The organism is Demequina zhanjiangensis, from assembly GCF_030418315.1.
Classification (GTDB): Bacteria; Actinomycetota; Actinomycetes; order Actinomycetales; family Demequinaceae; genus Demequina; species Demequina zhanjiangensis.
On the sequence record NZ_JAUHPV010000002.1, the window covers coordinates 359,229 to 371,441 of the forward strand.

Annotated in this window: 12 protein-coding genes; 8 read left to right on the forward strand and 4 right to left on the reverse strand. The window is 69.7% G+C overall.

Annotated elements, in window-relative coordinates; translation table 11 throughout:
• The first annotated feature begins 3 nt into the window (after positions 1-3).
• The 8 genes from QQX04_RS04330 to QQX04_RS04365 all read left to right on the forward strand — a co-directional run bounded on the left by QQX04_RS04330 (position 4) and on the right by QQX04_RS04365 (position 8,676).
• The gene (locus QQX04_RS04330; RefSeq protein WP_301126599.1) at positions 4-894 is read left to right on the forward strand and encodes a carbohydrate ABC transporter permease; all 891 of its coding nucleotides are present in this window, start codon (positions 4-6) and stop codon (positions 892-894) included.
• Entirely contained in the window at positions 891-3,161 is a 2,271-nt protein-coding gene (gene yicI / locus QQX04_RS04335; protein ID WP_301126600.1) for an alpha-xylosidase, read from the forward strand. The genes QQX04_RS04330 and yicI overlap by 4 nt, the downstream gene beginning before the upstream one ends.
• Before the next feature lie 147 nt (positions 3,162-3,308).
• Positions 3,309-4,526 carry an O-succinylhomoserine sulfhydrylase gene (metZ, locus tag QQX04_RS04340; RefSeq protein WP_301126602.1) on the forward strand — a complete coding sequence of 406 codons (1,218 nt, stop codon included), beginning with the start codon at positions 3,309-3,311 and terminating at the stop codon, positions 4,524-4,526.
• A gap of 30 nt (positions 4,527-4,556) precedes the next feature.
• Entirely contained in the window at positions 4,557-5,021 is a 465-nt protein-coding gene (locus QQX04_RS04345; RefSeq protein ID WP_301126604.1) for a hypothetical protein, read from the forward strand.
• 47 nt (positions 5,022-5,068) lie between these two features.
• Positions 5,069-5,662 (forward strand): hypothetical protein, encoded by a 594-nt coding sequence (locus QQX04_RS04350; protein ID WP_301126606.1) that lies wholly within the window; start codon positions 5,069-5,071, stop codon positions 5,660-5,662.
• Positions 5,659-6,801 (forward strand): PrsW family intramembrane metalloprotease, encoded by a 1,143-nt coding sequence (locus tag QQX04_RS04355; protein WP_301126608.1) that lies wholly within the window; start codon positions 5,659-5,661, stop codon positions 6,799-6,801. Before QQX04_RS04350 ends, QQX04_RS04355 begins: the two co-directional genes overlap by 4 nt.
• Before the next feature lie 79 nt (positions 6,802-6,880).
• Positions 6,881-7,468, forward strand: coding sequence for a hypothetical protein (locus tag QQX04_RS04360; RefSeq protein ID WP_301126611.1), 588 nt, complete (start codon positions 6,881-6,883; stop codon positions 7,466-7,468).
• Complete coding sequence (locus QQX04_RS04365) at positions 7,465-8,676, forward strand: PrsW family intramembrane metalloprotease (RefSeq protein ID WP_301126613.1); 1,212 nt, start codon at positions 7,465-7,467, stop codon at positions 8,674-8,676. Before QQX04_RS04360 ends, QQX04_RS04365 begins: the two co-directional genes overlap by 4 nt.
• Here QQX04_RS04365 and QQX04_RS04370 read toward each other — a convergent pair.
• The 4 genes from QQX04_RS04370 to QQX04_RS04385 all read right to left on the reverse strand — a co-directional run bounded on the left by QQX04_RS04370 (position 8,652) and on the right by QQX04_RS04385 (position 12,174).
• Positions 8,652-10,964, reverse strand: coding sequence for a heavy metal translocating P-type ATPase (locus QQX04_RS04370; RefSeq protein WP_301126615.1), 2,313 nt, complete (start codon positions 10,962-10,964; stop codon positions 8,652-8,654). The two genes, QQX04_RS04365 and QQX04_RS04370, sit on opposite strands and share 25 nt — an antisense overlap.
• 76 nt (positions 10,965-11,040) lie before the next feature.
• Positions 11,041-11,265, reverse strand: coding sequence for a heavy-metal-associated domain-containing protein (locus QQX04_RS04375; RefSeq protein ID WP_301126616.1), 225 nt, complete (start codon positions 11,263-11,265; stop codon positions 11,041-11,043).
• 76 nt (positions 11,266-11,341) lie between these two features.
• On the reverse strand, positions 11,342-11,668 hold the full coding sequence (locus tag QQX04_RS04380; RefSeq protein ID WP_301126618.1) for a heavy-metal-associated domain-containing protein: 327 nt from the start codon (positions 11,666-11,668) through the stop codon (positions 11,342-11,344).
• Positions 11,665-12,174, reverse strand: coding sequence for a MerR family transcriptional regulator (locus QQX04_RS04385; RefSeq protein WP_301126619.1), 510 nt, complete (start codon positions 12,172-12,174; stop codon positions 11,665-11,667). Before QQX04_RS04385 ends, QQX04_RS04380 begins: the two co-directional genes overlap by 4 nt.
• Positions 12,175-12,213: the final 39 nt, after the last annotated feature.

Genomic DNA, 12,213 nt, shown 5'->3' on the forward strand with positions numbered 1-12,213 from the left:
GCCATGTCGACCATGACGACGTCGGCCAGCAAGGCCACTGACCCCACGCCCGCGAACAAGAACAAGTCGCGGCCCCGCACCCCCGCCGAGTGGGTCCTGATGGTGCTCGCGACGCTGGGCGCGCTGCTCATCGTCTTCCCGATGCTGCTGCTGCTGCTCAACGCGTTCAAGTCGCCCGCCGACTACGCGAACTCGAGCCCGCTGGACTTCCCCGAGGCGCTCGACTTCACAGGCCTCCAGACGTTCTGGGAGACGCAGAACTTCCCGCGTGCGCTGTGGAACTCGATCTTCATCTCGACGATGGTCGCGGTGCTCGCCGTGATCCTGTCGGTGCTCAACTCGTTCGCGATCGGCATCGGTCGCGTGAAGGGTCGCACCTGGATCGTGCTCGCCTTCCTGATGGCGAACCTGATCCCGCAGGAGATGCTGTTCGACCCGCTGTTCCGCCTCTACGACGACCTGGGCCTGCTGTCCAACCCCTGGTCCGTGATCATCACGTTCACGGTGATCCAGGCGGCGTTCGGCACCTATCTGCTCTCGAGCCTCCTGGGCACGTTCCCCAAGGAGATCCTCGAGGCGGCAGCGGTGGACGGCGCGAGCCGGGCCAAGATCCTCCGCTCAGTGATCGTCCCGATCATCAGGCCGACGCTGTCGGTCCTCATGGTGTTCTTCTTCATCTGGACGTGGAACGAGTTCCTGCTTCCGCTGGCGTTCCTCAACACGTCGGACTCGCTGACCGTGCCGCTGCTGCTCGAGCAGCTCAACGGTGAGCGCCAGACGGACACCACCACCCTGATCGCGGGCACGCTCATCAGCATCATCCCCACGATCATCTTCTTCCTCATCTTCCAGCGCACCCTCACGCGCGGCATCACGGCAGGAGCAGTCAAGTGAAGTTCACCGACGGGTTCTGGATGCGCCGTCCCGGCGTCACCGCCCACTACGGCCAGGAGGCGTACGACGTGTGGGCGGAGGGCTCCGTCCTCACGGCCTACGCACCGACCAAGCGCATCGTGGGCCGTGGCGACACGCTCAACCTGCCGATGCTCACCGTCACCCTGTCCTCCCCGCTCGAGGGGATCGTCAAGGTGCGGATCGACCACCACCAGGGCGGTCACCCTCACCGGGGCTTCGCGCTCCCGGGCTCGCAGGGCGAGATCGGCGAGGTGGTCGTGGACGACGAGGGCGGCACGCTGACCTCGGGCGCGATCACTGCCCGCGTGAGCAAGGGCGCACCCTGGAAGCTCGACTTCGAGGTCGACGGGAAGCGCGTCACCGGTTCGGGTCACAAGTCGCTCGGCTACATCGAGCTGGGCAAGGAGTCGACGGTCACCGCGGAGCCCGCAGGCCTCGTGGGCTACAGCCCTGACGGCATGGCTCCGCACTCGACGTACGTGCACGAGCAGCTCGACCTTGACGTCGCGGAGACGATCTACGGTCTGGGCGAGCGCTTCGGCACGTTCGTGAAGAACGGCCAGACCGTGGACATGTGGAACGCCGATGGCGGCACCAGCTCGGAGCAGGCGTACAAGAACATCCCGTTCTACCTGTCCTCCAAGGGCTATGGCGTGCTCGTCAACCACCCGGAGCACGTGAGCTTCGAGGTCGGCTCGGAGGCCGTGGAGCGCGTCCAGTTCTCCACCGCGGGCGAGTCGCTCGAGTACTTCGTGATCGCGGGGCCGACGCCGGCTGACGTGATCCGCCGCTACACCGAGTTGTCGGGCCGCCCGCCGCGCGTGCCGGCCTGGTCGTTCGGCCTGTGGCTCACCACGTCGTTCACGACCGAGTACGACGAGGAGACCGTGAACTCCTTCGTGGATGGCATGGCGGAGCGGGACATCCCGCTGTCCGTCTTCCACTACGACTGCTTCTGGATGCGCGAGTTCAACTGGACCGACGGCGTCTGGGACGAGCGGGTCTTCCCCGACCCCGACCTGATGCTCAAGCGCATGCACGAGGACAAGGGCCTGCACGTCTCGGCCTGGATCAACCCGTACATCGCGCAGCGCGGCAAGATGTTCCGCGAGGGCGTCGAGGGCGGCTACCTGGTCAAGCGGGCCGACGGCACCGTCTGGCAGTGGGACCAGTGGCAGGCCGGCATGGCGCTCGTGGACTTCACGAACCCCGAGGCGACGGCCTGGTTCCAGGAGTTCGTCCGCACCCTCGTGCGCCAGGGAGTCGACGCCATCAAGACCGACTTCGGTGAGCGCATCCCCACCGACGTGGTCTGGCACGACGGCACCGACCCGATGACCATGCACAACCTCTACACGCAGCTGTACAACGAGGCCGTGTTCGAGGTGCTCAAGGAGGAGAAGGGCGAGGGCGAGGCAGTCCTGTTCGCCCGCTCCGCGACCGCTGGCGGTCAGACGATGCCGGTGCACTGGGGCGGCGACAACTCGTCGTCCTACGTGTCGATGGCGGAGTCGCTGCGCGGCGGCCTCTCGCTGCTGTCGTCGGGCTTCGGCTACTGGAGCCACGACATCGGCGGCTTCGAGGGCACCCCCGACGCGGGTGTGTTCAAGCGCTGGCTCGCGTTCGGGCTCATGTCCTCGCACTCGCGTCTGCACGGCTCGTCGAGCTACCGCGTGCCGTGGGCCTTCGACGACGAGGCGGTGGACGTGGCCCGCACGTTCACCAAGCTCAAGCTGTCGCTCATGCCGTACCTGTTCCGCACGTCGGCGCAGACGGCCGAGTCGGGCCTGCCCATGATGCGCCCCATGTTCATGGCGTTCCCGGGAGACCCGGCCACGCAGCACCTGGACCGGCAGTACATGCTGGGCGACGACCTGCTCGTCGCGCCGGTGTTCTCCGAGTCTGGCGAGGTCATGTTCTACCTGCCTGAGGGCACGTGGACGTCGCTGCTCACGGGCGAGAAGGTGCAGGGCGGACGCTGGGTCGCTGAGACCCACGGCTTCGAGTCGATGCCGCTGTACGTCCGCGAGGGCGCCGTGATCCCGCGCGGCACCCGCACCGACCGTCCGGACTACGACTTCCTGGAGGAGGTCGAGCTGCACGTCTACCCGGGACCCGACGGCGAGCGCACCGTGGTGCTCGAGTCGGCCTCCGGCGAGGTCGACACCGTGAAGGTCACCGTGGGCGACGGCGTCGCGACCGCGGTGTCCACGTCGGGCCGCACGTACACGGCGACGGTGGTCTGACCAGCACCGTCCCACACCCTCAAGGGGAGCCCGCATCGCCTCCCCTGAACGAAGAGGAGCCCCCGGCCCGCTTGGGCCGGGGGCTCCTTCATGTGGGGCGCAGGCATGGGAAAGGTGCAGCGACCCGCCCCTCGGTACGCTGACCCCATGACCGCCGACGACGTCCCCGCGTTCCGACCCGACACCCTCGCCGTGCGCGCAGGACAGCACCGCACCCCGTTCGACGAGATGGCGGAGCCGATCTTCCTCACCCAGGGGTACATCTACCCGACGGCCGCGGAGGCGGAGGCGGCGTTCGCCGGCGAGATCCAGCGCTACCAGTACTCGCGGTACGCCAACCCGACGGTGACGATGTTCGAGGAGCGGCTCGCCGCGATCGAGGGCGCCGAGGACTGCTTCGCGACCGCGACGGGCATGGCGGCGGTCTTCGTCTCCATGGCGTCGATCCTCAAGTCAGGCTCGCGCCTTGTCGCCTCCCGCGCGTTGTTCGGCTCGTCGATCAACGTGTTCGACGAGTACTTCACGGGCTGGGACATCGCCGTCGACTACGTGGACGCCACGGACCCTGCCGACTGGGAGCGCGCGCTGGCCACCCCGGCCGACGCGATCTACCTCGAGTCGCCCACCAACCCCATGCAGGACGTCGTCGACATCCCACACGTGGCGGCCCTGGCCAAGAAGGCGGGCGCCCTGCTGATCGTGGACAACGTGTTCGCGACCCCGATCGGCCAGAAGCCGCTCGAGCTCGGCGCCGACGCTGTCGTGTACTCGGCCACGAAGCACATCGATGGCCAGGGTCGCGTGCTCGGAGGTGCTGTGCTCGGAGGCGCCGAGTACGTGGACAAGGTGCGCCAGATGGTGCGCAACATCGGCGCGACCATCTCGCCGTTCAACGCCTGGGTGCTCGGCAAGTCCCTTGAGACCCTCCCGATCCGTGTGAAGGCCCAGTCCGCGTCGGCCCTGGAGCTCGCTGGCTGGCTCGAGGCGCACCCCAAGGTCGCGGTCGCCCGCTACCCGCTTCTGCCGTCGCACCCCCAGCACGAGCTGGCGGCGCGGCAGATGACGCTCGGCGGGACGCTCGTCACGATCGACATCGCCTTCCCCGAGGGCGTGGACCCGCACGGGGACGAGGCGAAGGCCGCCGCCTTCCGCTTCATGGACGCGCTCAAGGTCATCGACATCTCGAACAACCTGGGCGACGCCAAATCGATCGCCACACACCCCGCCACGACCACGCATCGCAAGCTGGGCCCTGAGGGACGTGCGAAGGTGGGGATGTCCGCCGCGACGGTGCGCCTCAGCATCGGGCTGGAGGACGTCGAGGACCTGCGCGCGGATCTGGAGCAGGCGCTCGCAGCAGTCTGACCCCACCACCGCACAAGACGAGGAGGAGCGTTGAGCAAGGCTTCGGAGACGACCCTCCATGTCCGCGAGCGCGCCCTCACGGCCCCTGCCGCCGACTACGGCGCGCCTGCGGACGCCGAGGCGTGGCTCGCGGGGATGGACATCGCGTTCCCCGACGTGGCGATCACCCTCATCTGCGGGTGGGACGGCACCACGTCGCTGCTCATGAGCACCGGGGGCGGCATCGTCGGTGCGGGCAGCCACGAAGGGGTCGAGCGCGCGGCGCGGAGCTTCGTCTCCGAGGCGGGCGCGTGGGTCGACGAGATGCTGCCGCTGCCCGAGGACCTCTCCTACCCCGAGATGGGTCGGGTCCGCTTCTTCATCCGTCGCGGCGACCGTTGCGTCGTGGGCGAGGCCTCGGATCTGGAGCTGTCCGAGGGCCGGCACGATCTGGCCGGGCTCTACGAGCTCGCGCAGATCGTCGTGACCCAGGTGAGGCGCAGCGCGCGCGGCTGAACCCCCTGCTCTTGCGGGGCCCTCGCACCTCCACTACGTTCCCAGTCATGGGAGACAATGCAGCCGCCCCAGACGGCTCCACCGCGCCACCCGCTCGCTCCCTCGCGGAGCGCCTCGTCCCGGCCCCGTCGTGGCCCGGCGCACTGCTCGTGCTCGCCCTGTCGCTGGGCCTGATCCTCGGACTGCCTGCACTCGCGACCACGATGCACGGAGGCGGGTATCCCGCCGACGAGCCGTTCGAGGCCGCGCCTGGGCTCCAGGTCACGGTCGCCGAGGGCTGGGAGTACGACGACAGCAGCGGGATCTTCTACACCTTCACCCGGGCAGGCGCGACGCTGGTGCTCGTGCCCGCGGTCGGCTCTGACCAGAGCGTTGAGGAGGCGCTTCAGGTCAGCACCGATGCGCTCGAGCAGTCGAGCTATCTGGTCACCGACCCTCAGACCTTCACGACCGACGCAGGCGACAGCGGCATGGTCGTCTCCGGTCACTCCGACACCGAGGCATCGGCCACCTGGATCATCGAGCATGACGGCGGCCAGGCCACGTTCCTGCTCACCGGGCCCGACTCGACCTTCTCCGAGACCTACGAGGCGGCCGACGCTCTCGTGCAGACCGCCGTCGTCCTGGAGGTGACCGAGTGAGCACGCCAGCCGCCTTCGTCGCGCCCCGCACACGGAGCGCTTTCGATCCCCGCTCGCTCGTCTTCTGGGTAGGCGTCGGCCTGCTGATCTACGGGATAGTGCAGGCAGGATCGCACGTGGCCATCTCCTTGCTGAGTGCGCCCGTGCCAGGCGCCTTCGCGCTGCTCCTCTGGTCCGGGTACGCCGCCGCCGTCCTCGCGCTCATCCAGCGCTTCGCCGCCTTCGAGCGACGGCCCGCTCTCTCGATCGCGATGGCGTTCGTCTGGGGAGGCTTCATCGCCACCGGCATCGGCACGGTCGCTGCACCGGCCGCTCACTCCATCGCCGCCGACCTGGTCGGCGCCGACAACGGCTGGGCGACCGCAATCGGAGCCGGAGCGGTCGAGGAGCCTCTCAAGATGCTGGGCCTGGTCGCGCTCGCGCTGATCCCCGGGGCGCGCATCCGCTCAGCGGCCGACGGCCTGTTCTACGGCGCGATCATCGGACTCGGCTTCGAGGTGGTCGAGTCGTTCCTGTACTCCACCCAGTGGGAGGTGTCAGGCACCAGCTTCTCCACCATCGTCCTCTACCTGTTCCTGCGAGGGTTCGTCGGCGGGCTCGCCTCGCATCCCACCTACTCGGCGATCGCGGGAGCCGGCGTGGGCTACTTCTTCGGCTCGACGGCGAGCGCGATCAAACGGTGGGCCGTGATGCTCGGCACGCTCCTCCTCGCGATCGTGCTGCATATCTTCTTCGACTCGCCGCTGCTCGAGTTCGACAACCCGCTGCCGTCCACGGCCATCAAGAGCATCCCCGTCATCATCCTCGCGCTCATCATCGTGCGGATCGTGCGCGGCAAGCAGCGCAAGGCCCTCGAGGCGGGTGCCCGCGACGTGGTTCCTGATGAGCTGGTGAGCCCCGCGGACTTCGAGTCGCTGAGGACGCGCAAGGCCCGCAAGCAGGCCGTCAAGGCGATGAAGAAGGAGCATGGGCGCAAGGCCGCGCGAGCGCTCACGGGAGTGCAGCGCGCCCAGCTCGACCTTCTGGTCTCCGCACTCGACGATGGCATGGAGTCAGTCGAGGCGCGCGCGGCGTGGCAGCGTCTCTATGACGCACAGCAGGGGCTTCGGGAACACATGCCGACGGCCGCGACCGGCTGACAGTCGCGGCACCTCCGCGGGGTTACGCTGGCTCCAAGTTTCCGACCCAGGCCGGCTTCGAACGCGAGGAGTGTGACCCATGTTCCTCGCCGAGACCGGCCCCACCGGCCGGATCCCCTTGGCGATCCGCTTGGTCGGCAGGAACGGCGTGGCGGGGGCGGTCATCGTCGGCCTGATCGCCCTGGTCTACCTGGTGGGGATCCCTGCGCTCGACGCCGCGCTCCGCGGGCCCGCGATCGACGCGTCGAGGGTGACCTCGTCCAGCGGCATCAGCGTCGTCCCGCCCGAGGGGTGGGCGTACGACCCCGACTCCGAGACGTTCCAGGTCTTCACCCAGGCCGGCGCGACGATCATCGTGGCCCCGGCGCTCCCGTCGGACGGGACGCTTGAGGAGGCGGTGGCGCCCACGCAGGAGCAGCTCGCGTCCGATGAAGGCGGCCAGTGGGTGGTCAGCGAGCCTCAGTACTTCACCACGCGCGCGGGCGACCGGGCGGTCCTGCTCGCCGCGCAGAACCCGACCGACGCGCAGCTGCTGTGGATCGTCGAGCACGAGGGTTGGCACGTGCGGGTCGTCATGAACGCGCCCGCGGCATCGCTCGAGACAGCGTTCGGCTCCGCGCAGGAGCTCGTCGAGTCGATGCGGATCCAGCCGGGCGGTGCGCCGTGATCGCCCCGCGCACCGCGTCGGCCATCGATGTCCGGTCGCCCGTGATGTGGGTGGGCGCGGCGCTCTTCCTCATCGGCGCTGTCCGGCTCCTGCCCGCGGTGTTCAGGTCGCTGACCGAGGCTCCGGGACCCGGGCTGCTGGCCTTCACCCTGTGGTCGGCATACGGGATCGTCGGCGCGCTGCTGATCTACAGGTTCGAGATGTTCGAGCGTCGGTCGCTGCGCACGACTGCGGTGGCTTTCGTGAGTGGGCTGGTGCTGGTGCCCGGCATCGCGATGGTCGCGTCGCCCGCCCTGCACGGAATCCTGGTGTCGTTGCGTGGATCGGCGTCCGACTGGGACTCCGCCATCGCCGCTCCGCTCGTCGAGGAGCCGCTCAAGCTGCTCGTCGTGCTCGCGCTCGCGCTGATCCCCGGCGCCCGCATGCGTTCCGCCTCGGACGGCCTGTTCTTCGGCGTCATGGTGGGCCTCGGCTTCCAAGTCACCGAGAACTTCCTGTACTCGACGCAGTGGTCAGCCCAGGGCGCCGACCCGCAGCTCGTGCTCCAGACGTTCATCCTCCGCGGCTTCGTCACGGGCCTGTGGTCGCATGCGACATACGCCGCGATCACCGGCGCCGCGATCGGCTACTTCTTCGGCTCGACCCGCGACCTCAGGACCAGGTCGCTCGTGCTCGCCTTCGCACTAGGCGCGGCGATGCTGCTCCACGGGTTCTTCAACTCGCCGCTGCTGCAGCTGGGCGTGGTGCCGTCGGCCATCCTGAAGGGCATCCCCGTGCTCCTGCTGGGGCTCGCGACGCTGCGGTGGGTCCACATGCGCGAACGGCGCGCGCTCCGTGCCGACGCCCGCGACCTCGTCCCCGACGAGCACGTCAGCCCGGATGACTTCGACGGCCTCGTGACGAGGCGTGTGCGACGACGCAACCGCAGGATCATGACCGACAGGTTCGGCCCGACGGCAGCGCTCGCCTTCGCTCGCCTGCAGCGCGCTCAGCTCGACACCCTCATCACCGCGCACGACGACGGCGTGGGTTCCGCGCGTTACGTTCAGGCGGTCCAGGAGCTCAGGTTCGCGAAGAAGGATCTGCGCGCCGAGGTCGAGGCCGCAGCGGCCGCGCAGCCGCCCGCGATGGCTGGGGGCCCTGGCGGCGCGACGCCTCCCGATCCGGAGACGCCGCCCGCCGGTCAGCGGCCCGCTGGCGAACGGTAGCCGGCGAAGCGCCGAAGTCGCAGCGAGTTCCCAACGACGAACAGGCTCGACGCACCCATCGCTGCGGCGGCGATCATCGGGTCGAGGATGCCGAAGGCGGCGAGAGGAATCGCGGCGCTGTTGTACGCGAACGCCCAGAAGAGGTTGCCGCGGATGGTGCCGAGCGTCCTGCGCGACAGTGCGATGGCGTCGGCCGCCGCCCTCAGGTCGCCCGAGACGATGGTGAGGTCGGAGGCCTCACGCGCCACGTCGGTGCCGGTGCCCACCGCGAGGCCGAGGTCGGCCTGCGCGAGCGCGGGGGCATCGTTGATGCCGTCGCCGACCATCGCGACGCGGGCGCCCTCCGCCTGGAGGGTGCGCACCACGTCGGCCTTGTCGCCCGGAAGCACCTCGGCGATGACGCGCGAGATGCCGACCTCGTCCGCGACCGCCTGCGCCGCGCGTGAGTTGTCGCCGGTGAGCAGGACCACATCGAGACCGAGCTCGCGGAAAGCCCGCACGGCCTCCGCCGAGGTGGGCTTCACCGCGTCGCTGACCACGAGCAAGGCCTCCGCCACGAGCGGCGTGCGGACGGCGAGTCCACCCATGCCGAGACCACCTGCGGCGACCGGGGAGCGGCCGACCAGCACGGCCGTGCGCCCCTCGCCCTCAGCCGCGTGAGCGGCCTGCTCGAGAACCTCGGGGACCTCGTCGAACAGGCGACGCGATCCCACGTGAACCTCGGCGTTGGCGCCGTCTGCGCCCGCGCCCTTGACGGTGGCGACCACGCCGGAGCCGGGGATCGCACGGAAGCCCTTGACCGGGACTCGGGCGGGCCGGGCGGCAGCGATCGCCTGAGCGATCGGGTGCTCCGAGCGTGCCTCCACCGAGGCGGCGGAATCGAGCAGGACATCGGCCTGCTCCGGCGTGAGGCCAGGCGTCTCGCTGGCGACTAGAGTCATGCGCCCCTCGGTCACAGTGCCGGTCTTGTCGAGCACGATCGTGGTCACCTCGCGGGTGTCCTCGAGCGCCTCGGGACCCTTGACGAGCACGCCCAACTGGGCGCCTCGGCCGGTGCCGACCATGATCGCGAGCGGCGTGGCGAGTCCGAGCGCGCACGGGCAGCTGATGATGAGGACGGCCACGGCGGCGGTGAACGCCTGGGCCGCCGAATGCCCCGTGACGAGCCAGAGCCCGAGCGTGACGATGCTGAGCGCGATGACCGCGGGCACGAAGATGCGGGCCACTCGGTCGGCGAGGCGCTGCACCTTCGCACGGCCGGTCTGCGCCTCGTCCACCATGCGGGCGATCTGGGCGAGCATGGTCTCCGACCCCACGCGGACCGCCTCCACCGTGAGGGCGCCGTCAGTCGCGACAGTGCCGCCCACCACCTCGGACCCCACGTGCGCGCGCACCGGAACCGACTCGCCGGTGACGAGGCTCGCGTCCACGGCGGCCTCACCGTCGACCACGACTCCGTCGGTCGCGACGATCTCACCGGGCCTGGTCACGAAGCGCATGCCCACCTGAAGGTCAGCGCGGTCGATCACGGTGCCGTCCTCCAGCCGGGCTGTCGAGGACTGACGGCTGCTCAACGCGCGGATGGCGTCGCCCGCGCGCGCCGACGAGCGGACCTCCATCCACTTGCCCAGCAGGATCAGCGTGACGATCACCGCGCCCGTCTCGAAGTAGACGTGGGCGTCCGCGAGCGCACTGCCCGCGTGTGCGAGCAGCACGACCGTCGACCATGTCCACGCAGCGACGGTGCCGAGCGTGACCAGGGTGTCCATCGTGGTGGATCGGTGCCGGGCGGCACCGATCGTGGCCCGGTGGAACGGCCACGCGGACCAGCCGATCACCGGCGTCGCGAGCGCGAAGGCGACCCACTCCCATCCGGGGAAGTGGAGCGCGGGGATCATCGAGATCACCATGAGCGGCGCCGTGAGGATCGCGGCCAGGGTGAAGCGGCGGCGGTAGTCGGCGATGCGCGCCGCGTCGGCGGCGGCGTGCGCCTCGTGCTCCTCCTCAAGAGTCGGTCCCTCGCTGCCAGAGGAGGCCGGCACCTGGTAGCCGAGCTCGGCGATCGTGGACCGCATCATCTCCGCGAGCGCCTCAGGGTCGATCGTCCCGTCCGTGCGTACGGTCGCGCGACGGGTCGCGAAGTTGACCGTCGCGTCGGCCACGCCGTCCAGGCGCGAGAGTCCGCCCTGGATGGTCGCCGCGCACGACGAGCACGTCATGCCCTCGACGGGCAGGGTGACGGGCGGGGCGGCCCCGGTGTCGGGTGCGGTGTCAGACGTGGCGGTCATCGATGGCTCCGTGAGCGTAGGAGAGGTGTGGTGGGAGCGCGGCCGGCGCGAGTCGTCGCCCGGCCGGGCTCGCGGGTCAGGCGACGGTGTAGCCCGCGCCGGTCACGGCCTCGTCGATCGCGAACTCGAGGTCGTCGGCGGGCACGGTGCCGTCGGTGAGGACCTTGACGTTGCCGGTGGCGACGTCGATCTCCGCGCCGGAGACGCCGTCGGTCGCGGTGAGCGCCTTGCGGACCTTGCCGGCGCAGCCTTCGCAGGTCATGCCGTGGACGGTGATGTCGATGGCGGGGGTGGCGGTCATGGTGTCCTCCTGGGTCTCAGGGCGCCCTGGTGGCGCCTGCTGAGCACGAGAGTAGACCTTCCAGTGCGGTGGAAGGTCAAGTCGCGGGAGCGTCCCGCTCCACCACGTGATACCCGAGCCCGGTGATCGCCGCACCGGCGAGCATCTCCAGGTCCTCGGCGGGCATGGTCCCGTCGGGCCGGAGCACCGCACGACGCGTCACGGGACTGACGCCCGCGGAGGCCACTCCGGGCAGCTGAAGCAGGCCATCGCGGATGGTCGTGGCGCAGCCCGCACATGTCATCCCACCGATGCGCAGCTGAACGTCCCCTTCGGACACCTCGGGCTCTGTGACGACCTCCGGCTCGGCACCATCCCCCTCAGACGAACGCTTCCTCAGCCCGGCGATCGGCCTGAACCTCATGCGTCGGCCCTCACTGGGATCGTCGAGCCGAGCAGCGCCGGACCGGAGTGGGCACCAACGCCGCGGTGAGCGTCAGCGCCATGGTGAGCGTGCGCGGACGAGTCGGCTCGGCCCGCCTCGATCACCTGGCATCGCGCCGGATCGGTGCACGCGACGGGGTCGAGGCTCTCGGCGCGCGACCGCATCACGAGCAGCTCCTGCTTGGCCGCGAGGAGGCTCTCGATCTGCCGGTCGATGTCGTCGAGTCGCCGGGTGAGCAGCTCCGTGGTGTGCTGACACGTGGACTCGCCTGCGCGCTTCATCGCGAGGATCTCGCTCGTCTCCGCAAGCGAGAGCCCTGCGGCCTGGGAGTCACGGATGAACCGCAGCTGCGCCAGGGCCTCGTCCCCGTAGTCGCGGTAGCCGTTGGCGTGGCGCGGCGCCTCCTCCATCAGTCCGATGGACTCGTAATAGCGCACGGTCTTGGCCGTGACGCCTGCCTGCGCGGCAAGATCACCGATTCTCATGCTTCCAGGGTACTGGAAGGTTCACCTCTGTCCTCTGAC